Source organism: Pyxidicoccus caerfyrddinensis, assembly GCF_010894405.1.
Lineage (GTDB): Bacteria > Myxococcota > Myxococcia > Myxococcales > Myxococcaceae > Myxococcus > Myxococcus caerfyrddinensis.
The window spans coordinates 87,858-113,932 of record NZ_JAAIYA010000018.1; the positions used below are offsets into that span (position 1 = coordinate 87,858).

Below are 26,075 nucleotides of genomic sequence, written 5' to 3' on the forward strand. Positions count from 1 at the left end.
TCCGTAGGTCTTTGTATTATGTGCATCATGCCATGTGGCAAGGACTTGTTTGATGGGCCTGTCCGCCTAGTGGTCACATGGGATGACGGGCATCATTTCACTTGCGAGGTAGTGCCGATGAGTGATGGGAGCCGGACCCGGACGGTGACGTGGAGGGATCCGCGAGAGGGCGTGGCGGCGGCGAAGACGCTGTCCGGGCTGGAGTACCTGCGCGCCATCATCCGGGGCGAGGTGCCCGGGGCTCCCATCGCGGAGCTGATGGGCTTCGCGCCGGTGGAGGTCTCGGAGGGGCGGGCGGTGTTCGCGGTGGAGCCGGCGGAGTATCACTACAACCCCATCGGTACGGTGCACGGCGGGCTGGCGGCCACGGTGCTGGACTCGGCGCTGGCGTGCGCGGTGCACTCCACATTGCCGGCGGGCTCCGGGTACACGACGCTGGAGCTGCATGTGAATCTGGTGCGCGCCATCGGCCATGACACGGGGCGGCTGACGTGTACGGGCGAGGTGGTCCACGTGGGCGGGCGGGTGGCCACGGCGCAGGCGAAGCTGACGGATGCCTCGGGGAAGCTTTATGCCCACGGCACCACCACGTGCATGCTGTTCCGGCCCCCCGGCGCCGGAGGCCGCGAGTAGGAGACTCGAGCGATGCGGTACGGACCGGAGCACAAGCAGGCCACGCGCGAGCGCATCCTGGCGGCGGCGGAGAACCTCTTCCGCAAGCAGGGCTTCGAGGGTGCCAGCGTGGAGCGCGTCATGCGCGCGGCGGGGCTGACGGTGGGTGGCTTCTATGCCCACTTCACGTCGAAGGACTCCCTCCTCGCGGAGTCCGTCCGCGCGTTCTTCCAGCGCAACGGCGAGCGGTGGCTGGGCGGGCTGGAGGAGCTGCGAGGCTCGGAGTGGCTGAGCCACTTCGTGCGCCGGTACCTCAACCGGCACATCCGCGACAACATGGAGACGGGCTGTGTGATGCCGTCCATCCTGTCGGACCTGGCGCGGGGCACGCCCGAGGCGCGCGAGGTCTTTGCCGAGGGAATCGACGGGCTGGCGAAGGAGATGGCCGCGCACGTGCCGGGCGAGGACGGCGTCACCGCGCGGAAGCGGGCGCTGGCGACGGTGACATTCGTCATCGGCGCGATGACGTTGGCCCGGGCGACGAAGGGCCTGCCGCTGTCGGATGAAATCCTGGAGGCGGCGCGGGAGTTCCTGCTCGCGGACGGGAAGGGGACGGCTCCGTCCGCGGGGAAGAAGTCACACTGAGCCTCGGGTGGTGCTCACCACCACCGGAGGCCGCCGCGCGGGCCCCGGCGCATCGTGTTCCGCCACAGCGCGTGCGCGCCCACGGCCACCAGCAGCCAGATCAGGCCGAAGCCCGTCAGGTGCATGCCCACCAGCACGACGGCGAGGATGTACCAGTGGAAGTGCTCCTTCCAGCGCCACCGCGGGCGAGAGCCGGCGACCTCGCTCACGGGCCGCCAGGGCTCCGTCTCGGAGAGGCGAATCTGGTCCGTGGGGTCCACGAGGCCTGTCGTCAGCGCCTGACGGACCTCGTCCAGTCCCTGGTAGGACATCTCGCCATCGGGCGTTCGGATGGTGACGGGCATGGCGCGCGACTCTAGAGCGACGCCGCTTGCGTGAGCCACCCACGACTGGTGAAGAGTGTCCGGGGACTGGCGGGGGCAAGAGCGTCCGGGCACGTTGGCATATCCTCGCGACCGCGGGTGCGGCGCTTCGAGGTGACGCGTGAAATGCAGACCGGGTGGCAGCACTGCTTCGGCGCGCGCCTGGATGGTGCGTGCGCGGTCGTCCGCACTCCTCCTCCTCGCGCTCGCCGCACTGTCCTGCCAGACGCCCGCGCGTCCACGTCCCTCGGGCGACCCGGCTGCGCTCCGCTACAACATCACCTACGTGCGCGAGCCCGAGCACTCGCTCGACGTGGAGGTGGTGCTCGCGCGCGGCTCGCCCCGCGAGTTCCTCTTCAGCGAGCCCGGCGGCGTGGACTCCGTGCAGGTCTGGAGCGACGACGGCGAGGTGCGCTCGCTGCCTGTCCGCAATGGCGCGGTGAGCCTGCCCGCCGGCACGCGCTTCCTGCGCTACCGCTACGCACTGGACGCGCGCATTCGCGCGGAGGGGCCCGGCTTCTTCTCCGGCATCGGTGACGGTGACGCGCGCCACGTGGCCGGGCGCGAGTACCTCATCCGCCCGCGCGTGGTGTCACCGGAGCTGCGCGTGGAGCTCTACGTCGAGGGCGCCAACGCGCTGCTCCCGTGGACGCCAGGGGAGGGCGGCCTCTACCGGCTGCGCGGCGAGGACCTGGTGGACTCGGGCTTCCATGGCTTCGGCGGACGTCGGTGTCAGGTCCAGCTTCCCGACGCGGTGCTGGACGTCGGCATCCTCGGAGACTTCACGCACCTGACCGATGCGGAGCTCTGCGCGTGGCTGCGTCAGGCCGCGGAAGAGGTGCGCACCGTGCGCCGCGCCTTCCCGTACCCGCGCATCTCCGTGCGTGTCATCCCCGCGTCCGCGCGCCGTGGCTCCAGCCTCTTCGGCATGGTGCAGTGGAGCTCGCCGCCGAGCATCTCCATCCTCGTTGGCCGCGACACCGAGGCCTCCGCCTTCCAGCGCGACTGGGTCGCCGTGCACGAGATGCTGCACCTGACCCATCCCGTCCTCCTCCCGCGCGTGCCCTGGCTCTCGGAAGGCCTGGCCACCTACTTCACGGAACTGGCGCGCGCGCGCTCCGGACGGCAGAGCGCGGAGCACGCGTGGGAGGAGCTCGTCGACGGCTTCTCGCGCGGGCGCGCGCGGTCCGGTGACAGGACGATGGAGGAGGTCGTCGCTGGCAGCCCGTTCTCCCTCGGCGTCTACTGGACAGGCGCCCTGTTCGCCTTGCACCTCGATGTGGAATTGCGCCGTATCACTGGAAACAAGCGCGGGCTGGAGGACGTGCTGGAGCTGTTGGCGGAGCGCGGCCCCACATCCACCTTCGGTGCGTTCGGCTCTGCGGTGGATGATGTCGCGGGACAGCCTCTCTTCGATGCGCTGCTGGCGCGGCACCTCCGGCGACCTTCTTTTGCGGAAGCGGAAGGTCTGCTAGAAACGCTGGGGGTCAGGGCTGACACGGGCGGAAGAGTCAAGCTGGTGCCAGCCCCGGACAGTGTGTTGCGTGAGGCGTTGGACGGTCGGCGCACCCGTGGCGCTGCCTTGTGAACGAAAATGGCGGGACGGGTCGTGTAACCGGCGGACGGGAGATGCGTACCGGATGCATCCGCGAACTTCCGACACCCGTAAATGAGGTCCAACATGTCACCCCGTTTCCTCGCGCTCGCCGCGCTCCTGTCCCTGCCCGCGCTCGCCGCCGAGCCCACCGCCACGACGCAGGCCTTCGTCTTCAATGACCCGAACAGCCGCGACACCGTGGCCTTCATGCTGGACGCGCCGCTGGAGGTCATCAACGGCCTGTCCAACCAGGTGAAGGGCCGCGTCGAGGTGAAGGGCAACAAGGCCAGCGGGAAGTTCCAGGTGCCCGTGAAGTCCATCAAGACGGGCAACGAGACGCGCGACGGGCACCTCCAGAATGATCGCTGGCTGGACGCCGCGAAGTCCCCGGACATCATCTTCGAGTTCGCCGACCTGGCGCTCCCCGCCGCGCTGGAGCCGGGCAAGCCGCTGAAGGTGCAGGGCAAGGGTCGCTTCACCGTGCACGGTGTCACGCGCGAGGAGCCGGTGGAGGTCACGGCCACGTACTTCAAGGAGTCCGCCGAGACGAAGAATCGCGCCGCCGGTGACTTGTTGCGCGTGCGCGCGAAGTTCCAGATTCCGCTCGAGGCCTACGGCATCAAGCGGACGGAAGCGTTGGTGCTCAAGGTGGGCGAGACCGCCGAGGTCTCCGTCGACGCCTGGGGCTCCACGCAGTTCAAGCTGTAGCAACTCCAGCCGTACCTCACCCCCCAAAGCAGTCTGAAAGGAAGCAACACCATGAACGTCAAGACCCTCGCGGCGATCGTCGGCACCCTCTCCCTGTCCGCGCTGGCCACCGGCTGTGCGTCCACCAAGTCCGCGGAGGCCCAGCCGGCCACCGCCGAGAAGGGCGCCGAGGGCAGCTGCGGCGCGAAGGCCACCGAGGCCAAGGGCGCCGAGGGCGGCTGCAGCGGCCAGAAGCAGGAGGGCGCTGCTCCCGCCGCGACCCCGGAGAAGGGCGCCGAGGGCAGCTGCGGCGCCGGTTCCTGCAGCGGCTCGAAGAAGTAATCGAGCTTCATGCCGGGGGCCGGTGAACGCCGGCTCCTCATCGCGGGCGGTGGGAGGAATGCTCCCGCCGCCCGTGTCGTTCCTGCCTCCCGAGGAGGAGTCCCGAAGTGGTCGCCACCTATGCGCAGAGACACGGGCTGAAGCCGCTGGGCGCCGGCATCGGGTTGAGGCGGAGCTTCTACGAGGAGCTGCCGCGCACCGAGCGCCCGCTCGACTGGGTGGAAATCATCCCGGAGAACTTCCTCTCGCTGGGAGGAAGGCCGCAGCGCACCCTGGACGCCTGCGCGGAGCGCTGGCCGGTGCTGCCGCACGGCGTGGGGCTCGACATTGGCGGGCCGGATGCGCTGGACGGGGACTACGTCAACCGGCTGGCGGCGCTGGTGGCGCGCGTGGACGCGCCGTTCTTCTCGGACCACCTCTGCTACTCGCGGCTGGACGGGGTGTACCTGCACGACCTGTTGCCGCTGCCCTTCACCGAGGCCGCCGTGGAGCACGTGGTGCCGCGCGTGCGTGAAGTCATCGCGCGCGTGGGCCGGCCCTTCCTGCTGGAGAACCCGAGCTACTACGCGCGCATGCCGGGCGGCACGCTGCCCGAGGCGGACTTCCTGCGGCACGTGGTGGAAGAGGCGGACTGCGGCCTGCTGCTGGACGTGAACAACGTCTACGTCAACGCGCTCAACCACGGGTACGACGCGCGAGCCTTCGTGGACGCGCTGCCGCTGGAGCGGGTGGTGCAGGTCCACCTGGCCGGCCACACGCGCTACCCGGACGTCATCATCGACACGCACGGCGACCGCGTCTGCGACGACGTGTGGTCGCTGTATCAGTACGTGCTCGAGCGCACCGGTCCGGTGGCGACGCTCATCGAGTGGGACCAGGACATCCCCTCGCTGGAAGCGGTGCTGGACGAGGCGGACGTGGCGCGCGCCGCGCTGCGGAAGGTGGCGGAGCGATGAAGCCAGGGCTGAAGCACTTCTTCGACAGCATGGGCGCGTACTTCGCTCGCCCCGGAGCGCAGTCGCTGGACGCGCTGTACTCGGAGCACCCCGGCTGGGACGCGCCGCGCGGCCGTGTGTCCGTCTATGGCGACTTCGTGCGCGGGCACGTGCGCGGCGTGCTGGAGAAAATCTTCCCGCTGGTGCGCAAGGTGGTGGGAGCCGAGGCGTGGGACGCCCTGGTGGAGGGCTACACGCTGACGCGGCCCGCGCGGCACCATGAATTGAATCACCTGGCCGAGGGCTTCCCGGCCTTCGTGGCGGACGCGGCGCCCTCGCGCGGGCTCGCGGCCTTCGTGCCGGCGCTGGCCCGCTTCGAGTGGACGGACTTCGCGGTGTTCGCCTCCGAGGCCCCGCCGGAACGGGTGGAGCGGCTGACGGCCAACCCCACGCTCGCGGTGCTGGAGCACCCCTACCGGCTCTGCGCGTACGTGCGCGCGCAGGGGGCGCTGCCGGAGCCGGAGGCGGGGGAGGAATTGGCCCTGCTGTGGCGCCACCCGGAGCACCTGGTGACGTACTACGTGGAGGCCACGCCGCCCGCGCTGCTGGTGCTGAAGATGGCGGTGGAGGGACTGGCCGTCGCCGACGTCGCCGCGGCCACCGGCATGCCCGAGGCGGAATTGCGCGGCGCGGTGGAGCGCTTCACCCGCGACGGGCTGGTGCTGGCTCCGGGTGGCTCCGGGGACTGAGTCCCCCGCCTACTGTGCCGAGTACCGCGCCACACCCTTCGGGGTGGCGATGTAGCGGACACCCTCCGGCGTCACGAGCAGCGCGCGCACGTCCGGGTCGGGCAGCCCCTCGTTGGTGCCGAACGGGGTGACGATGTCGGCGGCCACGTCGTAGCGCACCAGCCCGCCCCTGGTGCCGGCCCACAGCACGTCGCGCGTGCCGGCCTCCGTGGTCCGCCGCTCGACGTGGAGCGCCGTCACCCGCTCGTCGGACAGCTCCCACGGCGCGGCGCGCAGTGCGGGGCCCGCGCTGCCCAGCGCGCTGAAGCCCCTGCGCGTCCCCGCGAAGACCTGCCCCTCCGGGCCCACCGCCACGGACAGCACGTCCAGGTCAGGCACCTCGGGCGGCACGTGGAACGCCACCGAGACGTCGGCGAGCGCCGGCTCGAAGCCGTCCCCCGCATTCAGGGTCAGCTCGGCCAGGCCGGTGGAGGTCGCGGCCCAGGCCTTCACGCGCGTCGGGGTGGACAGGGGAGAGAAGACCACCTGCCGCACCACGCGCCCCTCCAGCAGTCGCTGGCCGACGATGGTGCCGGCACGCCCACCCGCGGCGGGGTTGCTCGCGCGGGTGAGGATGAGTCCCCTGTCCGTGCCCAGCAGCAGCAGGTCCGGAGCCTCACGCGCGGCCATCGCCGTCACGCGGTCGTCCGGGGAGCTCTGCAGTCCGCCCGTGAAGCGCGTGCAGGTGTCCTCGACGCACCGGTGCACGCCGCCACCGTCCGTGCCCACGAAGAGCACCTCGCCGGTGGAGGCGCGCAGGGTGGCCAGTGCCAGGGCCGGCGCGCTCACGGCCAGCGTCCCCATGGACGGCTCCGTGCTGAACACCGCGGCCGCGTCACCGTCCACGAAGCGCAGCGCGCCGCCGAAGTGTGCCAGCGCCACGGCCGACTCATTCGCTCCCGTCACGACGTCCATCAATTGCGGACGCCCGGTGGGAAGCACCGTGAACGAGGCCGCGGCCCGGCCCACCGCGCCGTCGCGGACCTCGGCGAGCAGCATCACCGTGTGCCGTCCCACGCCGGGGGTGGTGAGGGTGAAGACGGGGCTGCTGCCCGCGCCCACCTCCACCTGGCCGCCCAGGCTGTCCAGCCACGCCAGCCTCGCGAGGGTGCCCGGCGGCTCCAGGCTCTTCACGACGCCGGTGGCGAAGATGGCCTGTCCCTCGCGGCACGGCTCCTCGAGGCAGTTGGTGTCGCCCTGGCGCAGGGTCTCCACTCGGACCTCGGGCGCCCCGTTCACCGTCACGGAGACGGTGGCGGCGCAGGCCAGGCCCCAGGGGTCCGTCACGGTGAGCGTCAGCACGTGCGAGCCGGGGGTGGTCAGCCGGGTGGTGGTGCTCGCGCCCCTTGCAAGCGCGCCGTCGCGCGAGGACGTCCAGACGAAGCGCAGGTCTCCCTGCGGGTCCTCCGCGTCCGTCGCCGAGCCCGCCAGCGCCAGCGTCCGCCCGGCATTCACCACGGCGCCCGGACGGGGCGCCTGGATGACGCAGCCCGAGGGGGTCGAGTTGACGATGACGCGCACCTGCTGCCGCGCGCAGCCGCGCAGCATCGCGTCCTCCGGGTCCACCGCGCAGGCGGTGAGCGTCTGCGCGCCCGCCACGGTGAGGACGGTGTTCAACACTTCGCCCGTGCCCAGCGGCGTGGAGGACACGCTGGTGGCCCAGGTGGGTGCCACCGTCGCGCCCGTCTCCGGGTCCACGCACCGGCCGCGCAGCGTGCTGGAGGCGCCCCGCAGCAGCCGCGCGTTGGCGAGCGGCGCGTCGATTTCGCACCACGGGGGCAGGTTGGTGACGAGCCGGATGCGGACACTGTCCGTGGCTGTGTTACCCAGGCCGTCCACCACGCGCGCCGTCACCGTGTACTCGCCGGGCTCGGTGAAGGTGTGCTCCAGCGAGGGCCCGTCGCCGAGCTCGATGCTCCCCGGCTCCAGCACCCACCGGATGGCGCCGTCCAGGTTGCCCGCGCCGCTGTCGGCGTTGAAGTCCTGCGCCGTGGCGCGGAAGAGCAGGGTGGACGCGAAGGGCACTGGCTCGCCCGTCTTCACGTACACCTCCGCCTGCTCGGGGCGGGTGATGAGCACCGAGGGCGCCCGGGTGGCGCGCACGGTGACGCGCACGGTGGCGGTGGTGCTGGCGCCGGTGGCCGGGTCCGTCGCGGTGCAGGTGAGGGTGTCCTCGCCCGCCACCCGCAGCGTGGTCCGCGCCGTCTCGCCCTGGGGCAGCGGCCCCGTCAGGGCGGACGTCCAGTGCACCGCGCCGCCCGTCAGCCGCACGCCGCCGACGGTGCGGGCCTCGCACTCCAGGTCCAGCGGCTCGCCCAGGTTGAAGGCACTGCCGGCCGCGGGGCGGAGCACGGTGGCTGCGGGCGAACCCGAGCCCAGCACACTCAGCCGGAGCGACGCGCTGGACACCTGGCCGCCCGAGTCCACCACCGTGGCCGTCAGCGTCACGTCGCCCTCCTCGCGGAAGGTGGCGGTGGCGCGGGCGCCCCGGGCGAGCTGCCCCTCCCGCGACGACACCCAGAGCACGCTGTCGCCCAGCGCTTCGCCGTCCTCCGCGTCCTCGACGTTCGCCTCGAACTCCACGGGCTGGCCCACGCGCAGCCCCGCCGCACCTTCCGGCCGGAGGATGCGCAGCACGGGCGCGGCGTTGGGAGCGGGCTGGGACGGGCCCGGGGGCGTGTCACAGGCCCAGAGGCTGACGGAGACGAGGGCCACCAGGGCCAGCCGGGCACGAAGGTGGGGCAGGGGATTCACGGTTCAGCGCTTCGGCCGGCAGACGCGGCCGGCGGAGGAGTCCTGGCAGCGCAGTGAGCCCGGGCACTCCTGGTCCGAGCTGCACGCGACGGTGCACGCACCTTCCACGCAGAGCCCGTCGGACAGCCCCTGCTCGCGGCACCGGGCGTCGCCGTCGCAGGGCATGTCGAGCCCCAGCAGCGCATGGCAGCCCTCGAAGCGCGCCGCGTCCGGCAGGCACCGTCCGGACTGGCACGTGAAGCCCGGCTCGCACCCTTTCTCTGCCTCCACCTCTTCGTCCTTGCCGCACTCCGCCAGGCACGCCGCGCCGCCCTCGGGCAGCTCCTGGCAGCTCGTGCCCGCCTTGCACTTCCAGTCCCCGTCGCACGCGGCGCACTGCGGGCCGTCGCCCTCGCAGCGGAAGCCCTTGCAGGAGAGGCCCTCGCCACACTGCGCGTCCTCGAAGCACTCCACGCACTTGTTGTTGGTGGGCGCGCACACCAGGCCGTCCGCGCAGCCCGTCACCGCACAGCCACGGTTGACGTACTCCGGGTCCGCCTCCAGGGTGAGCTTGAGCTCCTTCTTCTCCCCGGCGCCCACGCACGCCTCGGCTTGCGTCAGCGGGAAGCCGGTGGCGGAGACCGTCACGGCGTAGCACCCGTCCGGCAGCGGCCCCACGCGCAGGCGCCCCGAGTCATCCAGGAGCAGCCGCTGGAAGGGCGTGCCCACCACGGACACCTGTGCGCCCGTCAGGCGCTCGCCCTGCGAGGCCTTCACCTTCATGTCGAAGAAGCCCGCGGCGTTCGGCGCCACGCCCTTCACTTCGATGGACTGGCCGCCCTGCACGGTGATGCCGATGCGCAGGGCCTTCTCCGCGGTGGCCACGATGAACAGCTCCGCGGGGCCCGCCGGCACGCCCTCGAGCACGAAGCGCCCCTCGGCGTCCACGTTGCTGCGCACGCCGGGCTGGCCCACCAGCGACACCAGCGCCACGGCGGCGTCGAACTCGGTGAGCTGGCCGCGCACGGTGCCCACGCGGAACGGGTCGTTCCGGATGTTGCCGCACGCGCCCGTCATCAGGGCGAGCAGCGCGGCCATCGCGATGTGGAAAGTCGTGCGCATCAGAACCGATACCCCGCGCCGGCCCATCCGCCGGTGAAGCCCACGGCCTGTCCCCGCCCGTCCACCACCACGTACGTGAGCATGAGCTGGGCCTGCGACATCAGCTCCAGTCGCTCACCGAGTCGCCACACCACGCCACCCACCACGCCGGGGCTCACCGTGAAGAAACTCTGGCTCCCCGCGAAGGCCTCCACGTCGAAAGACCGCCCCAGGTACAGAGCGGCCACACGCGGGCCGGCGAACAGCGTCAAACGCTCCCAGCGCCACAGGTAGGGCAGGGCGGCGCCGGTGGTCAGGGTGGTGTAGCCGAAGGGCACCTCACTGCCCGGCGCCACCCGCAGCGTCTGCTTCCCGGTGCTGAAGGCCACGTCGAAGAGCAGCGCCCAGTCCTGGAGCGGCTGGTCCTCCAGACGCAGCGACAGCGCCACCTCCGGTGCCTGCGGCAGCAGCTCCTTGCGGCTGTGCGCATCCGCGAAGGTGAACATGCCACCCATGAGCGACAGCGAGCGGTGGGGGAAGGCCTCCGACAGGAGGCGCTCCAGTGGGAGGCGCTCGCCGGCGGTGACTTCCACCTCGCGCCGCACCAGCACCGAGTCGCCCTTGGTCAGCTCCACCGTCCGCTTGCCCGGCACCACCGCGGCGCCGCCCGGCAAATCCGTGCGGGGCTCCCCGTCCACCTTGAGGGTGAAGCCGTCCAGGCGCGGGTTGTAGGAGAACAGCTCCGGCCGTCCCATGCGGGAGATGGTGCCTGACAGCACCACGGGGTCCGCGCCCACTTCCAGGATTTCCGCCGAGGGCCGCTGGCGTCCTTCCGTGAAGGCGAAGGTGCGGCGGCGCGCGTAGTCATGCGCCTCCGTGGCGGTGACGGCGCCGTCCACGTTGCGGTCCGCGGAGCCGCCCAGGCCGTCGATGAGGAAGTGGGTGTAGATGTCGTTGCGCAGGCCCTCGTCCTCGCGCGCCGTCTCGCCCCAGTCGCAGGCGGCGAACACCAGCGACGCGCGCGACGACTCCTCCAGCGGCCGCGCGTAGAAGCCGGACTTGATGCCGGCCAGCTCCGCCTCCAGCTCCTTGGGCAGCAGCGACTTGCCACTGCCGCTGTGGCAGGTGGCCAGCACCAGCAGCCGCCGCCGGCTGGTCAGCCCGTCGAACTCCGCCTTCAGCGCGTCCATGGACAGCGCCGTCTGGGGGATGGCGCGGTAGGACGCGTCGCGCGTCACCAGGTAGCGCCGCAGCTCGCCCTGGTTGTCGCGCGCCAGCGTGCCGTGCGCGGAGAAGTAGACCACCACCACGTCGTCGGGCCGGTGCGCATCCTTCCTCAGCTGCCGCAGCGCCGCGAGGATGGAGGCGCGCGTCGTCTCCTCCGGTCGCGTGAGCACGCGCACCTGGTCGAACCGGCCGCGCGTCGGGTCTCTCAGCGCCTCCGCCAGGTCTGTGGCGTCCTTCGACGTGTAGCGCAGGCCCCGCCAGTGTGGGTCGTCGAACTCGGAGATGCCCACCAGCAGTGCCATGCGCCGCGGGGTGTAGGCGCTGGACAGCGCCTCCTCGTCGAGCCGCAGTGGCACGACGCCGCCCTTCTCCACGGAAGTGGAGCTCGCGCACGCGGCGAGGCCCGCCAGCAGGATGGGGAGGAGGCGCTTCACGCTCATGGGTCAGCGGGGATTCTGACCGCTTCCCACGCTCACGTCGAACCGGGTGACGGCCAGCCGGCTCTGTTCCCAGGCCGAACTTCCGCCCACCAACACGTCCCTCACCGCCTCCGGTGTCGGCTCCTGTCCCCCCGTCGCCCCCACCAGCCAGAGCGTCACCGGGCCGGACTCGCCCTCCAGGCTCACCCCGGCCAGGCCCTGCGGGCCCTCCAGGTCATGCGTCCCCGCCTCGAGCGGGAAGCGGCCGAGCAGCTCCGGCCCCTGTCCGGCCCGCTGCTGGAAGAGCAGGGCGGTGCCGGCCTCGGTGGCGTGGTAGCGCAGCAGCAGCACGTCCGCGTCCTCGACGGGCGACTCCGAGTCCAGCCGCCGCAGGCCGCCGTCCGCGGCTCGCGCCACCACGGCCAGCTCCAGGGCGATGTTGCCGCTCGGACCCTTCACGCCGTTCCATTCCGTGTCGGTGTCGGTGTCGGGGGTGGGAGCGCGCAGGCGGGGCACCAGCACCACGGCCAGGACGCTGGCGGCGATGGCGCCCGCGATGAGTCCCCAGCGGCGCGTGTCCGGGCGACCCTGGCGCAAGCCGCGCCGCACGCGCGCCAGGCCCACCTCGTCCAGTGGGGCGTCCTGCTTCGCGACCGGGCCCATGCCCAGCAGCAGCGCGTCCACCTGCCCGTCGAGCACGTCGGGTCCGGAGTGTGTGGCGAGGAACTGCTCGCAGGTGTCGCAGGAGGTGCCCAGGTGCTCGCGGAAGTACGCGACGGCTTCGGGCTCCCGGCGGGCCAGGGCGCTCAGCGCGTCGGCATTCAGGTGTCTCATCACGTCTCACTCCCACCGACCGGCGAGCACCCGCCGGAGCAACTCGCGCTTGATGCGGGAGCGGAACCGCTCCAGCCGCATCGTCACCGCGCTCTTTCCCACGCCGAGCTTCTCGGCAATCTCTCGCGCGGACAGCTCGCCCTCGATGTAGAAGAGCTGCACCGTCCGCTTCTCCTCGCCCTCGGGCAGCTCCGCGATGAGCCGCCGCACCACCTCGATGTCGCGCTCCAACTGGAGCGCCTCCGGAATGTGCGGAACCGTGTCCGGCTCCGGATCCGCGACATCGTCCTCCAGCCGTCGCGTGCTCGACTTGCGCTCCAGCCGCGTGCGCGCGCGGTTGCGGGCGATGGACAGGAGCCAGGCCTCGAAGGCTCCCACCTCCTTCAGCCTCGGGAGCGCCCGGAAGGCCCGGACGAAGGTCTCCTGGATGACGTCCTCCACCTCGTCGGGGTCCAGCGGGGCAAACCCCGCCACCAGCCTCGCCACCATGGGCCGGGAGCGCCGGTACAGCTCACTGTAGGCGGACGCCTCCCCTCGGGACGCCCGCAGTACCCACTCCGTCAACCCCTCCGAGGAACCCACCTGACCTCCAGACCCGCCGAATCAGCCGCCGGCCACGCACGTTTCCTGGAAAAAACCGCCGCCCGCGCTGCAAGCAGGCAGTCAACCACCTTCGCGCTGGCCCCGGGGGGGGCTCCAGGGGGAAGAATGCCGTCACGGCCGTTCATTTTCCAAAGGACACTGCCATGCGCGTCATCAACTTCAACCCCGGACCCGCTGGACTGCCCCTCCCCGCGCTGGAGCGCGCCCGGGACGAGCTGCTCGAGTTCCAGGGCTCCGGCATGTCCATCATGGAACACAGCCACCGGGGCAAGGAGTACGAGGCCGTCCACGACGAGGCCATCTCCCTCCTGACGGAGTTGCTCGGCATCCCCGCCACCCACCAGGTCCTCTTCCTCACCGGTGGCGCGTCGCAGCAGTTCGCCCAGGTGCCGATGAACTTCCTCACCCCGGAGGCCGCCAGCGCGGACTACCTCATGACGGGCGTGTGGAGCGAGAAGGCCTTCGACGAGGCGAAGTACTACGGCAAGCCCCGCGTCGCGGCGACCACCGTCCAGCCCGACAAGCACTACACGCGAGTGCCCCGCCAGGCCGAGCTGCACCTGGACCCGAAGGCCGCCTACGTCCACATCACCACCAACAACACCATCTACGGCACCCAGTGGCACACCTTCCCGGACGTGGGGCGCGTGCCGCTCGTCGCGGACATGAGCTCCGACTTCCTGTGGAAGGGCATGGACGTGAGCCGCTTCGGGCTCATCTACGCCGGCGCGCAGAAGAACCTGGGCCCGTCGGGGGTGACGCTGGTGGTGGCGGACAAGGGCTTCATCGCCAGGGGCCGCAAGGACATCCCCAAGGTCTTCCGCTACACCACCCACGCGGAGAACAACTCGCTCTACAACACGCCCCCCACCCTCGCCATCTACCTGGTGCGCAACGTGCTGGCGTGGGTGAAGGACGTGGGCGGCCTGGCGCAGCTGGAGAAGTGGAACCGCGAGAAGGCGGCGCTGCTCTACGGCGCCATCGACCGCAACGCGGGCTTCTACCGGGCGCCCGTGGAGCGCGAGTCCCGTTCAGTGATGAACGTTGTCTTCCACCTGCCCACGGAGGAGCTGAACACCACCTTCGTCGCCGCGGCGAAGAAGGCGGGCATGGTGGGCCTGAAGGGCCACCGCACCGCGGGAGGCATCCGCGTCTCCACGTACAACGCCGTCACGGTGGAGAATGTGCGCACGCTGGCCACCTTCATGGACCACTTCGTGAAGATGCACGGCTAGGCTGCGTCCAACCCCACGGATTTGATTTTCCAACCGGAGGTCTCATGAAAGCCACGCTGTCCGCCGTTGCGCTGACCCTGATGCTCGCCGCTCCCGCGTTCGCCAAGGAGGTTGAGGTTGCCGGGGTGAAGTACCCGGAAACGGCCACGGTGGAGGGCAAGGAGCTGAAGCTCAACGGGGTCGGCCTGCGCACCAAGGTCGTCTTCAAGGTCTACACCGCGGGGTTGTACGTGGAGAACCCGTCGCAGGACGGGGCGAAGATCATCAGCGCCGACGAAATCAAGCGCGTGCGCATGTACATGCTGCGTGACCTGGACAAGAAGACCATCGGCGACGCCATGGCCGACGGCTTCAAGAAGAACGCCGGCTCGAAGATGGCGGAGCTGCAGCCCAAGCTGGACACCTTCACCTCCGCGCTCACCGACGCGAAGAAGGGTGACGAAATCATCCTCACCTACGTGCCCGGCCAGGGCACCCGGGTGCAGAGCGCCAAGGGCGGCCAGCAGATCACCGTCGAGGGCAAGGACTTCGCGGACGCGCTCTTCTCCGTCTTCGTGGGCAAGAACCCCGTGGACGGCGGCCTCAAGGACGGGATGCTCGGCAAGGACTGAGCACGCGGACGCTTCGTGGGTTCCGGCGCCCCGTGTCTCCCTGGCGAGGCACGGGGCGTCGCCGTTCAGGGCCCGTGCCAATGCAATTCCCGGACGCTTCGTGCGTAGGGAAGGGCGTGTCCGGCTGCACGGCGGTGCCAGGTCTGATAGCAACCGGTGGGCAAGGAGGACGTCATGGGAATCTGCGCGTGGCTGGTGCTGGGCGGAATCGCGGGCTGGCTGGCCAGCATCATCAAGGGCACCAACGCCCGGATGGGGATGTTCGCGAACATCGCCACCGGAATCGTGGGCTCGATGATTGGCGGCTGGCTGTTCAGCCTGATTGGCGGCAGGGGTGTGACGGGCTTCAACCTCTACTCGCTGGCGGTCGCCACGGTGGGGGCCGTCATCCTCATCACCATCGTCCAGGCCATACGAAAATAGGGCCCGAGCGCCTCAGAACAGGCTGAGCTGGGGCGTGGGCGGCGGCTTGCGCTCCGGGCGCCGGAAGGTGTCCGGAGCGTCGGGCTCGGTGACGGAGGACGTGCGGATGCCGGCCTTCTTCGCCGCCGTGTGGAAGAGGCGGTGGATGGTCTCCGCGTAGAGCCCCTCGCCGCGCATGCGGCTCTTGAAGCGCGAGTCGGTGAGCTCTCCGCCGCGCGTCTCGCGGATGCGGTGCAGCACGCGCTCGGCGCGCAGGGGCAGCTTCGTGCGCAGGCGCTCCTCGAAGACCTGCTGCACCGGGCCGGGCAGGCGCACCAACGTGTGGTGCGCGCGGGTGGCACCGGCCTCGCGCGCGGCGGACAGCACCCGGTGGATGTCCTCGTCGTTGAGCCCGGGGATGACCGGAGACACGGACACCGCCACGTCGATGCCGGCCTCGGTGAGCCGCTGAATCGCGAGCAGCCGCCGGTTGGGTGACGCCGCGTAGGGCTCCATGGCGCGCGCCAGCTCCGCGTTGTGGAAGGGCAGGCTGATGCTCACCCACAGCCGCGCGTCGCGGGCCAGGCGCTGGAGCACGTCGATGTCGCGTTCAATCAGCACGCCCTTGGTGATGATGCCCACGGGGTTGCGGTACTCGGCGCAGACCTCCAGGCATCCGCGCGTCAGGCGCAGCGAGGCCTCCAGCGGCTGGTAGCAGTCGGTGACGCCGCTGAAGACCACCGTCTCGCCCTTCCAGGACGGCTTGTCGAAGGCCTCGCGCAGCAGCTCCGGCGCGCGCGGCTTCACCACCAGCTTCGTCTCGAAGTCCGTGCCCGCGCCCATGTCCAGGTACTGGTGCGTGGGCCGCGCGTAGCAGTACGCGCAGGCGTGGAGGCAGCCCCGGTACGGGTTGACGCTCCAGGTGAAGCACACGTCCGGACTGTCGTTGCGCGATACCACCTGACGGCTGTGGTCCTCGAACACCTCCAGCTTCGAGGGCGGAATCTCGTCCAGGTACTCCACCGCGGTGCTTGCCCAGGGGTTGGGCGGATTGTCGATGGGACGGGCCTTCACGCGCTCAAAGTGGACCTGAAAGCACGTTCAGTCAACGCCCTTGTGAAGGTACGTACATGCGTGCGGGGAGAAGCCCTCCAGCAAGGCGCACCAGGGTTGCTGAAGGGGAAGGCATTTGGCGTCCTCGGTATGGGAGGACTTGCCCGTCACCTGAGTGCTGGCGTGAGCCAGGATGGTGAACAGCACGCCCACACCTGGGAGGGACTGGAACGCTCGCTTCATGGGGCTCTCCAGGAGACCGCGGGGTGCGGGCACGCGACGGTTCGCGCACCCGCAACCATGCTGGCGGATGAGGCCGATACTGCTCGTCTGTCTTAGGCAGGGGGAACAAACCGGCGCCTCGCCGTGAGCCCGTGCCCCCGCGCGAGGGGCGAGCGCCGTCCTGACCCGCATCACCTGGATTCCTTCCCGCTCCTATCCTCCCAAGGAGGGGAACATCCATGGTGCCAGCGGTTCGAAGTCGGGCTCCCGGTTCGTGTGGGGGGAGGATTCTTCTCGGGCGACTGGTCGCCCTCGTGCTCGTCTCCTCGGTGTTGGTCCTCGTTGGGGTGTATGTGTTTCGGCGTCCAAGGCCACCGGGAGTCGCGTCGCTTCCTCTCGCACGCGAGCGCTGGACCTCTCTGGTCGGGGCAAGGGAGTCCCTCGCAGGCCAGGTGCTGGACTTGTGGGAGGACCTCCATTCCGCGTGCGCAACGGAAGAGCCTTTGCGCGAGGAGGCACAGCCCGAGGCGCTCAACGCATTCCTCGCGCAGCTCGACGCCGAGGCGCGCAGCGCGGAGGACCGACGCCTGCTGGCCTTCTTCCGGGAGCGGGCTCGGCGCGGCACGCTACTCGGGAGCTGCCACCGGAATCCGCAATTCAAAGGGCTGGAGCTCAGCGAACTCCGCTATGTCCGCGATGACGAGGCAGGGCAGGGCGCCCCCGCGTTCCTGGAACTCCACGGGCCGCCGGGCTTCTCCGTGGCCGGCATGACGGTGCGCATCTTCCGTGGCCGTACCCCGGTGCGGGAGCACGTGCTGCCGGAAGGAACAGTCATTCCACCGGATGGGTACCTCCTCGTGTCGAACGCAGCTGAGGTGCTGGGGGCGGATCGCTCCACCCGCACCCCGGTGGACGTCCAGGTGGCCTACGACGGCGGGGACTGGCTGCCCGCCGCTCCCGACTCCGGGGTGACGCTCGTCATGGATGATCCCCGCGCGCCGGGGAACGCTCCCGAGGTGGTGGACTCCGTGCGCTACAACCCGTCCGGCGCCACGGACCTGGCTTCATGGTGGGAGCCCACGTCCCCGCCAGGCCAGGGCGTGGGCGAGGAGCTGCCCGCGCCGGGGTTGCCCTTCCCGGGGAAGACGGATCCGGTCTGGGGGCTGTCGCGCGTGGGGCCCGTGGACCTGGATGCCAACCACGTGGACTTCCTGGTGGCCTCCCTCACGCCCGGGAGCGCGAACGAGGAACTCTGGTTCGATGACGACCACCGCCTGCCGGCGGCGCTCCGCCCACGCATCGACGAGGTGATGCCGAACACGAATGGCTTCAAGGACGAGAACAGCTTCGTCGAGAGCAGGGGGCTGGCAGGGCAGCGGTGGCGGGCGGGCCCCGGCAAATACGAGCTCATCGCCATGAACGGGGGCGGCCCGGGAGCGCACGGCGAGCAGCGCAACTTCGTAGAGCTCACCGGAAGCATCCCCGAGGGCGGCACCTTCGTCACGGCGGACTCACCGCGGCTGCCCGAGGCCTATGGCGGCGTGGTGCCGGACCAGGAGGTTCACTGCACGGACCTGCGTCCGCCCAGCCTGCTCTGCGGCGGGACGGGGGCATCCCAGTGGGACTGGTTGGGCAACTATCAGAGCGCGGGCGTCGCCCTCGTGTACTGGGTCAGCCCGAAGCGGAGGATCATCGTCGACTCGCTGCGCTGGTCCCCGGACCTGCCGGAGACGGTGAACGTCTTCCGTCAGGGGGAAGGGCTCGCGCCGACGGAGCCGTCGTCGCCCGCCACCTCGTTCTCCCGCTTCGGCGTGGACACGCACGTGGACCAGGCCGACTTCAAGCACGCGGACCCCTCGCCTGGACGGGCCAACACCGAGCCTCAGGTCGCCGGAGGGCTCCGAAGCCGCGATGGCGCGAGCTTTCCCCACGTGGGCGAGGCGCCTCCGGGCGCGAACGGGCGGGTCGTGCTCTTCGACCAGACCAAGCGGCAGAAGGCGGGCGCGACGGGCCATTGGATCGTCACGGAGAACGGGGACTACACCGACTGGGCGTGGCAGCTCTACCACGCAGGCTACGAGGTGCGTGCCACGGGCACGGGCAATACAGGTGTCACGGAGGCCCTGACCGCGGATGCGCTCCAGGGCGTGCACGTGCTCGTCATCCCCGAGCCGCAGACGCCCTATTCGGATGCGGAGAAGGCCCTGCTTCGGGACTACCTCCAGGCGGGAGGTTCGCTGTTCTTCATCGCCAACCATCCCGGCTCGGACCGTGACAGCGATGGTTGGGACTCCAGCCGCATCTGGAACGAGAACCTGGACTTCGATGCGCTGACGGGCGCCGCGCTCGTCAACGCGCAGTGCATTGGCGAGAACATCGTGACCCGGGCGACGCGGGAGGCCGCCGACCATCCCGTCCTCCGGGACGTGATGACGCCTTCGTGCGCCACCGGTTCCAAGGGGTGCACCCTGTCGGAGTCGGCGCTGTTCCGGCCGCCGGGTGTCGGCATCTATTCGGGCGCCTTCATCGCCTTGTCGGACGCGGCCCCGTCGGGCATCACGCAGCGGTGGCCGCTGCTCGAGGGGACGCGCCCCACCATCGGGCGCGATCCCCACCGGCTGGATGGCTACGCGGGCGCTCCGCCCATCGAGCGGTACGCGGTGGCCCTCCAGACGCGGTGGGGCCCGGCGCCGGGCGGGCGCATCGTCCTGCTGGGGGACTCGGCGGTGCTCAACGACGGTGGCTCGGCCGACTACGCCACCTATGCCGCGTCCCTCGCGTACAACGCCTATGGCATGGCCTTTCGGAACGCGCTGTTCGGCGTGAACACCCTCCACTGGCTGGCCGGCCGGCCCTCCGTCCCCGCGTCCGAGGTCCCACCCAGCCTGGTTCCAGCGCCCGAGGCACCCAGCGAGAAGCGGGGCGTCGCCCGGCGCAGGTCGCCGGAATCCCGGGGCGGTGCCCGGTAGCGAAAGTCGTCGTCAGGCCCGCGGAGGTCGTTCGATGAGCTTTCATGAGACCTGGTCTCTTGACCGAGAGGTGATTGGCGCGCGGCCCGCCGCGCATTACCCGGGTATGAGCGCGCACGGGCAGCGTCGGTGACTACCCACCAGACTTCACCCGGTCAGAGGACTAGGCGTAGGCCGCGATAAAATCGTCCCAGCGTGTTTTCCGCGCGAAGGCCAGCCTGTCGTAGGCGACAGAAATGCGCGTGCGCGGCGTGGGACAATAGATGCTGACGCCCGTGGCACGCCGCATCGTGTCCCCCCGGTGGGCCTCGGCGACGACGAAGGAGCGCAGCGGCCCCTCCGCCAACTGGCTGGCGACCTTCTCCGCCAATGCGGGGGCGACCTTCTTCAACTGCTTGAGCAACTGAGCGATCATGTCGCCCAGGTCGATGAACTCCGTCACGGCAAAGGCCTGGGTGTCTTTCATCGCCTGCTGCACGGCCAGCTTACCCTCGGGCTTCTTGATGAGCTTCAACAGCACGGCGGCGAGCTCGTCCACGGCCTCGGCCACGGAAGGGGACTTTCTCAAATCCAGCAGCGACTGCGTCACAGCCTCGCCAGGGTAGGATTCCACGTAGCGCTGGACGATGACCGAGCCCAGCTCTCGCGTGGTCATCTTCGGGTTCTGCACGAGCTCCTTCAGGATGACGTCGTACGGCCAGCCATCACCAGGCTCGGTCTCTTCGGAGCCGACGACGAAGTCCGTGGTGGACCGCAGCTCATACGCCAGCTCGATCATGTTCATGAGGCACGCGTCGAAGCCGACCAGGTCAATGCGTCTGCCAGTGGCCTTCTTCACCTCGAGCAGCACGCGCTTGAGCTCCATGTTGTCGAGGAAGTCGCGGGCGGTATCGTCGTAGCCGATGGCCCTTTGCTTCATCGCCGCCTCCACAGTCGTGGAGAAGAGAGCGCGGCTGTAGCCACGAGACATGGCGGCGTGCACGCGCCCCAGCGGAATGGCTCCGCGGGTGCGCTGCGCCCGACGCGAGACCGTCATGCCGAGCTGCTGCATGCGGTCGTACACGTCGGACTCATCGATGCCAGAGCCGTGATTCCACAGCACCACGAGGTAGCGTCTGGCCGGGTAGTGCTGGATGCCCCAGGTGAAGAAGTTGATGGCGCACTGGGGATCTCCCGTGTTGGTCGGCCCCAGTTCCTCGACCACGTCCGCCTGGGTCGAGGTGCCCCTGCGCACATGGTAACGGCGGGTGTTCTGGTCGCTCATCCTGTCCATCTGCACCAGGATGTCGACCTCCTCGGTCGAGCCCGCCTGCTTGAGCTCAGCCAGGTCATCCAGGGCCGCGTCCTCGAGGTTGTTGTCACCGGCCATCCAGACCATGACCGTCCACTCTTTCTGCGCTCCGTTTCGTCCCACGGCACGCTCTCTCTGTGAGGAAGTTCCCTGCAAGGGTGGGAACGGTGTGCGGGCGCGGAGCAGTGGGCATGAGGATGACGCGAGTGTCGGGAGTTGGCCCGGAGCTCATCCTGACAGCCGAAGCAGGCACCCGAGGTGCTGGATTGCCCGCCTCCTCCGGTCCGGGACACGGGAAGTTCGGGTCCGGGGATGCGTGGACGCCTCGGCTACTCACCCTGCCTGCATGCCGCATCTTGTCCGTCGCCAGCTCCCAGCCGACACGCGCGTGGGGTGGGGCATGGATGCGAAAGCGAATTCTCTTTCCCTCCTGGGGAATACGGACCGCCACCCGGGCGCAGCTCTCAAAAAACAATGCCTCCTCCGGCAACACCGTGGCACGCAACCGCTCCCCGACAACGGCGTGTGCAGCACGGGCGAGAGCCACCAGCGCTGCCGCGTTGCTTGTCCCGGCGGCCAGAGAACATAATGCCAGACACTCTCCCATGCGCCACCAGGGCTCCGGCATCCTGCTGCCCTCGCGCCGCAGGTTCAGCAACTTGGAAAGGAGGAGCCCGTGTCCGAAGAGAACCACACGAAAGACATCGAGGCCATGCTGCCGCATAAATGCACGGGCTCGGTCGAAGGTGGCAAGTGCTTGAACAGGCATGAGGTCGGGTTCAAGCAGTACTCCTGCTTCCACAAGTGGCAGGCCTTCGTCCGGGCGACCGAGGACTCCGGGTACTACAACTGGCCCAGGTACGAGAACGAGGCCCGAGACGAGATGCCCACCACGGACCATCCGTTCTATGCCGGCAAGGGGCGGATCTACTTCGACAACCTGAGCAGACCCCGACAGGGGGACTGGGATGTCGACTGGGCTCGACGCAACTTCAAGTACGACTGCAACAAACCCTATTACCACGAGGCCCATCACATCATTCCGGACTCCATCCTGCAGGCCACGCTGGTCAAGGTCCTCGGCGGACCTGGAGGCTCGCCGGAGCTCGTGCTGACAGCCCGGAACATGCTGTTGGAGCAGAGCTATAACATCAACCACAAGCTGAACATGGTGCTGCTCCCCATGAACCCCCACGTGGCCAAGGTGCTCAATCTGCCCATCCACCGCCAGCCGGGGCACCCGGACCACAGGACGTATCGGACGCTCGTGGCGTCGCTCCTGCAGGGCGACTTCGCCGCGGCACTCAAGGATGCGGTGGATCACAAGTCCCCGAAGCCCGGTGACCTCAAGTCCAAGCTCGAAGGTCACGCAAAGCCTCTCTATATGCAGATTGTCGAGGGCGGTTATGCGTCCCTGGAAGACATGGCCATGGCCGTCTTCTGACGGACGCATCCCCTCCCGGAACCACGGCACATGCGAAAGTTCTTCCGTCTCCTCCAACTGGGTCGCTTCAGCGACGAGAGCCTCTGCTTCATCGATGACGGGCCCGCGGGCCTCGGGCTGCACAGGTACTGCCCGTCCCTCGGCGACAGGGCCGCGCCCTACTACCCCGCCGACGCGCGCATCCAGCTGAGCGAGGAACACCCCGGCATTGAGCTGACCTCGCTGCTGGGCAACAACGTCAACTACCTCATCGTCTCCCGGGCCTTGCAGGAGACCCTCGCCGCACACTGCCCGAACGTGGAGATCGAATACCTGCCCTTCGACCTCTACGACCACCGGGGCCGGCTCTATAGCCGGAACTACTTCATCATCAATCCCATCGGCACGTATGACTGTCTCGATGAGCCGCACAGCGGCATCGAGTACGGGCCCGATGGCGGCGTCGTCGCCATCCGCACACCCGTGCTCCACCCGGACAAGGTGGCCGGCGCGCCCGCCCTCTTCCGTATGCACCACAAGCCCACGGTGTACCTGGTGGACGGAGTGCTGGCGGATGCGCTCCGGGATAAGGCCTTCACGAATGTCGTCCTGGGCGAGCTGAAGCTGTCCACGAACGCGAAGCCCCTCGCTGGCGGTCCCTGAACATGGCCTTGGCCGTCACAGGACTGGGGATGATCTCCAGTGTCGGCTGGGATGCCAGCGCCTCCTGTGCCGCCATCCGTGCCGGGCTCGTCCGGCCCCAGCCGCTCCCCGGAGTGTCGGTGCTAGACGCCGAGACCCAGCAGCTCGTCCCCCTGGTGGGGCATCCCATCCAGGGCTACACCGAGGGCTTCGCGCTGCTGGCCCGCTGGGCCCGGCTCACCCAGGGCGCACTGGATGACCTGCTCCGGCAGCGGCGAATCCCCGGTCCGGAGGACGCCCTGTTCTGGCGGCGCACCCGACTGGTGTGCATTGCCCCCGTCCTGAGCGCCGAGCGCTTCTTCGAAGTCCGCCAGGCGGGGGGCCAGGGCCTCGCGAGCGCCTACACTCAACTCCTCCAAGCGAGGCTGTGCAAGCGCATCCCCGTTCCTCCCTGGCGCCTGCTGGGCCTGGGACACTCCGGGCTTGCCGCCGCGCTCCAGGAGGCGGACCGGGGAATCACTCACGCCGAAGTGGAGCGGTACCTCCTGGTGGCCGTGGACTCCTACCTGGATGCCTACTCGCTGGAGTGGCTCGCTGAGCGCCGGCGGCTGAAGTCGGCGGACAGGCCCGTAGGCCTGATGCCGGGAGAGGCTGGCGCGTGCCTGCTGGTGGAGTCCCCGCCATCCGCGCGGCGACGGGGAGCCCGTATCGAGGCCTGGATTGACTCCGCGACGGTGGAGCGGGGGCCAGAATGGGTCTTCCAGGAAGGGGCCTCCCTGGGGCTAGCGCTCTCACGAGCGGGGCTTGGACGTTCAGCCTCTGCATGCTCGCCGTCGCCGGCTACGGCCGGTGCTGCGCGAGCAGGCGAGATACGGGAGGCAGGCACCTCGGCTCATGAGTTGGCGCCCTCCTGTCCGGTGCTCTCCGCCCCCGAGCGGGTCTGGCCGAGCGCACCCCGGACGGCGTCGGCCAGCTCACGCACGGGCGTCAGCAATCCGTACATCTCGATGGTGGTGCGCGGGACGGCGATCACCTCCGCCGACAGGACGCCGTTCTCGATGGAGAAGGTCTCGAAGACGTGGGCCAGGTTCAGCAGGGGCCGCCGCATGCCCGCGCTGAGGAGGATGGCGCGGGCCCGGGGGGTGACGTTCGTCAGGTTCAGCGCGTCATCGAGGCTGGCATCGCCAAGCTCCTCGTCCTTCACGCCGAACAGCTTGAGGAACGTGTCGCCCGCCTTCTCGGGCCGGATGGTCACCTCGCGCGGAAAGCCGTCACCCAGCTTGTGCCGGACGATGGTGACGATGTGGAACGTCTTGCCCTGGCCCCGGTGCTCGGTCTCCACGGTGAACGGCCGCCCGGCGTGGCTGCCCTTCAGCTCCAGCGTCCCCGCGGAGTACATGAACCCGGGCGTTGCCATGAAGCGCCAGCCGCGAGTGGTCGCGAAGTCCTGCCAGGTCTGGAGCTGCTGCTTCCAGTGCTGCCAGCGGACGTAGCCGATGAGGCTCGCGGCCCCGAGGCCGACTCCGAAGACGCTGGCGAAGATGCCAATTTGTATCCCGGTCATTCCCGCGAGCATCCCCGCTCGGCTCGTATCGGCCAACCCCCTCCGTGCATGAGGGCCTCCGACCGCGCCTGGGCGAGCAGTCAGGAGGTCTTCTTCTTGCGGGGGAGGATGCCCATCATCTTGCAGATGATTCCGAGCATCACCTCGTCCGCACCCCCGCCGATGGAGATCAGCCGGCTGTCGCGGAAGTTGCGGGAGATGGGGTTGTCCCAGGTGTAGCCCATGCCACCCCAGTACTGCAGGCAGGCGTCGGTGACGACGCGCGAGAGCCGGCCGGCCTTGAGCTTGCACATCGAGGCAAGCTTGAGACTCTCCATGTCGTCCGGGTTCGCGACGTACATCTCGCACGTGCGGTAGACGAGTGCGCGGAGCGCCTCGATCTCGCTCTGCAGCTCGGCGAGCCGGAAGTGGACGGACTGGTTGTCGAGGATCGACATGCCGAAGGCCTGGCGGTCTCGCGTGTATTCGATGGTCTGCTGGACCGCCCGTTCGAGGCCCTTCAAGGTGCTCGCCGAGCCGAAGAGCCGCTCCTCCTGGAACTGCTGCATCTGCATCATGAAGCCGGCGCCCTCCTCGCCGATGCGGTAGCGCTGGGGGACGCGGACGTTGTCGAAGAAGAGCTGGGCGGTGTCCGAGGACCACATGCCGATCTTCTTGAGCTTCTTCGCCCGGCTCACGCCCTTCGTCTTCATCGGAACCAGGATGAGAGACTTGTTGACGTGCGGCTTGTCGTCATTGGTGTTCGCGAGCAGGCAGATCCAGTCGGACTGCATGCCGTTGGTGATCCACATCTTGGTGCCGTTGATGACGTAGTCGTCGCCGTCCTTCACCGCGGTGGTCTTCACCCCGGCCACGTCGGAGCCCGCGCCCGGCTCGCTGACACCAATCGACGCGACCATCTCGCCCTGGATGGTGGGCGCCAGGAACTCGCGCTTCAGCTCCTCGGAGCCGTAGCGGGCCAGCGCCGGCGTGGCCATGTCCGTCTGTACGCCGATGGCCATCGGGATCGCGCCGCAGTTGCAGTGGCCGAGCTCCTCGGCGAACGCAACCGAGTAGGAGTAGTCCAGCCCGGCGCCGCCGTGCTCGGTGGGCTTGGTGATTCCGAGCAGCCCCAGCGCGCCCATCTTCTTGAAGAGCTCCCGTGCCGGGAAGATCTCCGCCTCCTCCCATGCATCGACGTGCGGGTTGATCTCCTCGTCGATGAAACGACTGACGGTGGCGCGGAGCTTCTGGTGTTCTTCTGTGAAGAGCATGGTGTGGGAGCCTCAGGCCTTCTCGCGTTTGCTTCCGTTCGACTTCTCGATCTCAGCGGCGACTTGTCCGGCGAGCCCTCGCAGGAGCTTGAACAGCTGCTTCTGCTCCGAGGCCTCCATGGCGTTGATGGATCGCCGCAGGATGGCCCAGGGCGCCACGTCCACCTGTCGGGCAATCCTGCTTCCGTGCTCGGTCAACCGGACGCGCCAGACCCGACGGTCCTCCTGGGACTGCTCGCGCTTCACCAGCCCGGCCTCGACCATCCGGTCGACGATGCCCGTCACCGTGGAGTTCTGGGTCGCCAGCCGGCGCCCCAGCTCCGAGCAGGTCAGCGCCTCGATCTGATCGAGCAGCATGATCACGTTGAGCTGCGTCGGGCTGACGCCCACGCGCTCGCATTCGCTGCGGGCCAGCCGGCGCCCCTCCGCCTGGAGGTAGATGAAGGTCTCGATGATGAGGTCGAGATCTCGCTCCTTCGCTTTCGGAAACATTTCGTATAACGAACTATTGGGTCGAGCGAAGGA

Annotated in this window: 25 protein-coding genes; 13 read left to right on the forward strand and 12 right to left on the reverse strand. The window is 69.4% G+C overall.

All coding sequences use genetic code 11. The features are described from left to right. The first annotated feature begins 117 nt into the window (after nt 1–117). Entirely contained in the window at nt 118–633 is a 516-nt protein-coding gene (locus tag G4D86_RS34930; protein WP_163998450.1) for a PaaI family thioesterase, read from the forward strand. Nucleotides 634–645: 12 nt separating this feature from the next. Further along, nucleotides 646–1,257 carry a TetR/AcrR family transcriptional regulator gene (locus G4D86_RS34935; RefSeq protein WP_163998451.1) on the forward strand — a complete coding sequence of 204 codons (612 nt, stop codon included), beginning with the start codon at nt 646–648 and terminating at the stop codon, nt 1,255–1,257. A gap of 14 nt (nt 1,258–1,271) precedes the next feature. Here the strand turns inward: G4D86_RS34935 and G4D86_RS34940 are convergent, their stop codons facing one another. Then, complete coding sequence (locus tag G4D86_RS34940; RefSeq protein ID WP_163998452.1) at nt 1,272–1,601, reverse strand: hypothetical protein; 330 nt, start codon at nt 1,599–1,601, stop codon at nt 1,272–1,274. A 139-nt stretch (nt 1,602–1,740) separates the two neighbouring features. Between G4D86_RS34940 and G4D86_RS34945 the strand changes: the two genes are divergently transcribed. From G4D86_RS34945 to G4D86_RS34965, 5 genes are all read left to right on the forward strand, one after another. Then, a complete protein-coding gene (locus tag G4D86_RS34945; RefSeq protein ID WP_240360632.1) occupies nt 1,741–3,207 on the forward strand; it encodes a M61 metallopeptidase family protein in 1,467 nt (488 codons plus the stop codon). Between the two features lie 93 nt (nt 3,208–3,300). After that, nucleotides 3,301–3,924: a YceI family protein gene (locus G4D86_RS34950; protein ID WP_163998453.1), complete on the forward strand. Its 624-nt coding sequence runs from the start codon at nt 3,301–3,303 to the stop codon at nt 3,922–3,924. Between the two features lie 51 nt (nt 3,925–3,975). Continuing rightward, complete coding sequence (locus G4D86_RS34955; protein ID WP_163998454.1) at nt 3,976–4,245, forward strand: hypothetical protein; 270 nt, start codon at nt 3,976–3,978, stop codon at nt 4,243–4,245. Nucleotides 4,246–4,352: 107 nt separating this feature from the next. Then, nucleotides 4,353–5,201, forward strand: coding sequence for an MNIO family bufferin maturase (gene bufB / locus G4D86_RS34960; RefSeq protein WP_163998455.1), 849 nt, complete (start codon nt 4,353–4,355; stop codon nt 5,199–5,201). Beyond that, the gene (locus tag G4D86_RS34965; RefSeq protein ID WP_163998456.1) at nt 5,198–5,929 is read left to right on the forward strand and encodes an HvfC/BufC N-terminal domain-containing protein; all 732 of its coding nucleotides are present in this window, start codon (nt 5,198–5,200) and stop codon (nt 5,927–5,929) included. Before bufB ends, G4D86_RS34965 begins: the two co-directional genes overlap by 4 nt. Nucleotides 5,930–5,938: 9 nt before the next feature. On the opposite strand, the gene G4D86_RS34970 is transcribed toward G4D86_RS34965, so the two are convergent. The 5 genes from G4D86_RS34970 to G4D86_RS34990 are packed head-to-tail and all read right to left on the reverse strand — an operon-like array spanning nt 5,939 to nt 12,864. Continuing rightward, the gene (locus G4D86_RS34970; RefSeq protein WP_163998457.1) at nt 5,939–8,722 is read right to left on the reverse strand and encodes a PKD domain-containing protein; all 2,784 of its coding nucleotides are present in this window, start codon (nt 8,720–8,722) and stop codon (nt 5,939–5,941) included. Nucleotides 8,723–8,725: 3 nt separating this feature from the next. Further along, nucleotides 8,726–9,823 carry a carboxypeptidase-like regulatory domain-containing protein gene (locus G4D86_RS34975; RefSeq protein ID WP_163998458.1) on the reverse strand — a complete coding sequence of 366 codons (1,098 nt, stop codon included), beginning with the start codon at nt 9,821–9,823 and terminating at the stop codon, nt 8,726–8,728. Beyond that, nucleotides 9,823–11,463 carry a caspase family protein gene (locus G4D86_RS34980; RefSeq protein ID WP_163998560.1) on the reverse strand — a complete coding sequence of 547 codons (1,641 nt, stop codon included), beginning with the start codon at nt 11,461–11,463 and terminating at the stop codon, nt 9,823–9,825. The genes G4D86_RS34975 and G4D86_RS34980 overlap by 1 nt, the downstream gene beginning before the upstream one ends. Before the next feature lie 9 nt (nt 11,464–11,472). Next, a complete protein-coding gene (locus tag G4D86_RS34985) occupies nt 11,473–12,282 on the reverse strand; it encodes a hypothetical protein (RefSeq protein ID WP_163998459.1) in 810 nt (269 codons plus the stop codon). Nucleotides 12,283–12,288: 6 nt separating this feature from the next. Further along, complete coding sequence (locus G4D86_RS34990) at nt 12,289–12,864, reverse strand: RNA polymerase sigma factor (protein ID WP_163998460.1); 576 nt, start codon at nt 12,862–12,864, stop codon at nt 12,289–12,291. 164 nt (nt 12,865–13,028) lie between these two features. Between G4D86_RS34990 and serC the strand changes: the two genes are divergently transcribed. The 3 genes from serC to G4D86_RS35005 all read left to right on the forward strand — a co-directional run bounded on the left by serC (nt 13,029) and on the right by G4D86_RS35005 (nt 15,154). After that, entirely contained in the window at nt 13,029–14,120 is a 1,092-nt protein-coding gene (serC, locus tag G4D86_RS34995; protein ID WP_163998461.1) for a 3-phosphoserine/phosphohydroxythreonine transaminase, read from the forward strand. A gap of 44 nt (nt 14,121–14,164) precedes the next feature. Continuing rightward, nucleotides 14,165–14,731: a chalcone isomerase family protein gene (locus G4D86_RS35000; protein WP_163998462.1), complete on the forward strand. Its 567-nt coding sequence runs from the start codon at nt 14,165–14,167 to the stop codon at nt 14,729–14,731. A 174-nt stretch (nt 14,732–14,905) separates the two neighbouring features. Then, nucleotides 14,906–15,154, forward strand: coding sequence for a GlsB/YeaQ/YmgE family stress response membrane protein (locus G4D86_RS35005; RefSeq protein ID WP_163998463.1), 249 nt, complete (start codon nt 14,906–14,908; stop codon nt 15,152–15,154). Nucleotides 15,155–15,166: 12 nt separating this feature from the next. Here the strand turns inward: G4D86_RS35005 and G4D86_RS35010 are convergent, their stop codons facing one another. Beyond that, on the reverse strand, nt 15,167–16,207 hold the full coding sequence (locus G4D86_RS35010) for a PA0069 family radical SAM protein (protein WP_163998464.1): 1,041 nt from the start codon (nt 16,205–16,207) through the stop codon (nt 15,167–15,169). A 704-nt stretch (nt 16,208–16,911) separates the two neighbouring features. Between G4D86_RS35010 and G4D86_RS35015 the strand changes: the two genes are divergently transcribed. Beyond that, complete coding sequence (locus tag G4D86_RS35015; RefSeq protein WP_163998465.1) at nt 16,912–19,377, forward strand: motility-associated ABC transporter substrate-binding family protein; 2,466 nt, start codon at nt 16,912–16,914, stop codon at nt 19,375–19,377. 163 nt (nt 19,378–19,540) lie between these two features. On the opposite strand, the gene G4D86_RS35020 is transcribed toward G4D86_RS35015, so the two are convergent. Next, nucleotides 19,541–20,755, reverse strand: coding sequence for a clostripain-related cysteine peptidase (locus G4D86_RS35020; RefSeq protein ID WP_163998466.1), 1,215 nt, complete (start codon nt 20,753–20,755; stop codon nt 19,541–19,543). Nucleotides 20,756–21,425: 670 nt separating this feature from the next. On the opposite strand from G4D86_RS35020, the gene G4D86_RS35025 reads away from it, so the two are divergent. After that, entirely contained in the window at nt 21,426–22,112 is a 687-nt protein-coding gene (locus tag G4D86_RS35025; RefSeq protein WP_163998467.1) for an AHH domain-containing protein, read from the forward strand. 30 nt (nt 22,113–22,142) lie between these two features. Continuing rightward, entirely contained in the window at nt 22,143–22,754 is a 612-nt protein-coding gene (locus G4D86_RS35030) for an imm11 family protein (protein ID WP_163998468.1), read from the forward strand. A 122-nt stretch (nt 22,755–22,876) separates the two neighbouring features. Here the strand turns inward: G4D86_RS35030 and G4D86_RS35035 are convergent, their stop codons facing one another. The 4 genes from G4D86_RS35035 to G4D86_RS35050 form a co-directional block, all read right to left on the reverse strand. Further along, a complete protein-coding gene (locus tag G4D86_RS35035) occupies nt 22,877–23,143 on the reverse strand; it encodes a hypothetical protein (RefSeq protein ID WP_163998469.1) in 267 nt (88 codons plus the stop codon). Nucleotides 23,144–23,625: 482 nt separating this feature from the next. Further along, nucleotides 23,626–24,297: a hypothetical protein gene (locus G4D86_RS35040; protein WP_240360633.1), complete on the reverse strand. Its 672-nt coding sequence runs from the start codon at nt 24,295–24,297 to the stop codon at nt 23,626–23,628. A gap of 80 nt (nt 24,298–24,377) precedes the next feature. Further along, nucleotides 24,378–25,550, reverse strand: a complete 1,173-nt coding sequence (locus G4D86_RS35045; RefSeq protein ID WP_163998471.1) for an acyl-CoA dehydrogenase family protein — start codon at nt 25,548–25,550, stop codon at nt 24,378–24,380. A gap of 12 nt (nt 25,551–25,562) precedes the next feature. Beyond that, entirely contained in the window at nt 25,563–26,042 is a 480-nt protein-coding gene (locus G4D86_RS35050) for a MarR family winged helix-turn-helix transcriptional regulator (RefSeq protein ID WP_163998472.1), read from the reverse strand. Nucleotides 26,043–26,075 lie beyond the last annotated feature (33 nt).

Excerpts from the sequence above, each read along its gene's own strand:
- G4D86_RS34930 (WP_163998450.1), top strand. The coding sequence starts at position 118 with ATGAGTGATGGGAGCCGGACCCGGACGGTGACGTGGAGGGATCCGCGA.
- G4D86_RS34935 (WP_163998451.1), top strand. The coding sequence starts at position 646 with ATGCGGTACGGACCGGAGCACAAGCAGGCCACGCGCGAGCGCATCCTG.
- G4D86_RS34940 (WP_163998452.1), bottom strand. The coding sequence starts at position 1,601 with ATGCCCGTCACCATCCGAACGCCCGATGGCGAGATGTCCTACCAGGGA.
- G4D86_RS34950 (WP_163998453.1), top strand. The coding sequence starts at position 3,301 with ATGTCACCCCGTTTCCTCGCGCTCGCCGCGCTCCTGTCCCTGCCCGCG.
- G4D86_RS34955 (WP_163998454.1), top strand. The coding sequence starts at position 3,976 with ATGAACGTCAAGACCCTCGCGGCGATCGTCGGCACCCTCTCCCTGTCC.
- G4D86_RS34965 (WP_163998456.1), top strand. The coding sequence starts at position 5,198 with ATGAAGCCAGGGCTGAAGCACTTCTTCGACAGCATGGGCGCGTACTTC.
- G4D86_RS34975 (WP_163998458.1), bottom strand. The coding sequence starts at position 9,823 with ATGCGCACGACTTTCCACATCGCGATGGCCGCGCTGCTCGCCCTGATG.
- G4D86_RS34985 (WP_163998459.1), bottom strand. The coding sequence starts at position 12,282 with ATGAGACACCTGAATGCCGACGCGCTGAGCGCCCTGGCCCGCCGGGAG.
- serC (WP_163998461.1), top strand. The coding sequence starts at position 13,029 with ATGCGCGTCATCAACTTCAACCCCGGACCCGCTGGACTGCCCCTCCCC.
- G4D86_RS35000 (WP_163998462.1), top strand. The coding sequence starts at position 14,165 with ATGAAAGCCACGCTGTCCGCCGTTGCGCTGACCCTGATGCTCGCCGCT.
- G4D86_RS35005 (WP_163998463.1), top strand. The coding sequence starts at position 14,906 with ATGGGAATCTGCGCGTGGCTGGTGCTGGGCGGAATCGCGGGCTGGCTG.
- G4D86_RS35020 (WP_163998466.1), bottom strand. The coding sequence starts at position 20,755 with ATGGTCTGGATGGCCGGTGACAACAACCTCGAGGACGCGGCCCTGGAT.
- G4D86_RS35030 (WP_163998468.1), top strand. The coding sequence starts at position 22,143 with ATGCGAAAGTTCTTCCGTCTCCTCCAACTGGGTCGCTTCAGCGACGAG.
- G4D86_RS35040 (WP_240360633.1), bottom strand. The coding sequence starts at position 24,297 with ATGACCGGGATACAAATTGGCATCTTCGCCAGCGTCTTCGGAGTCGGC.
- G4D86_RS35045 (WP_163998471.1), bottom strand. The coding sequence starts at position 25,550 with ATGCTCTTCACAGAAGAACACCAGAAGCTCCGCGCCACCGTCAGTCGT.
- G4D86_RS35050 (WP_163998472.1), bottom strand. The coding sequence starts at position 26,042 with ATGTTTCCGAAAGCGAAGGAGCGAGATCTCGACCTCATCATCGAGACC.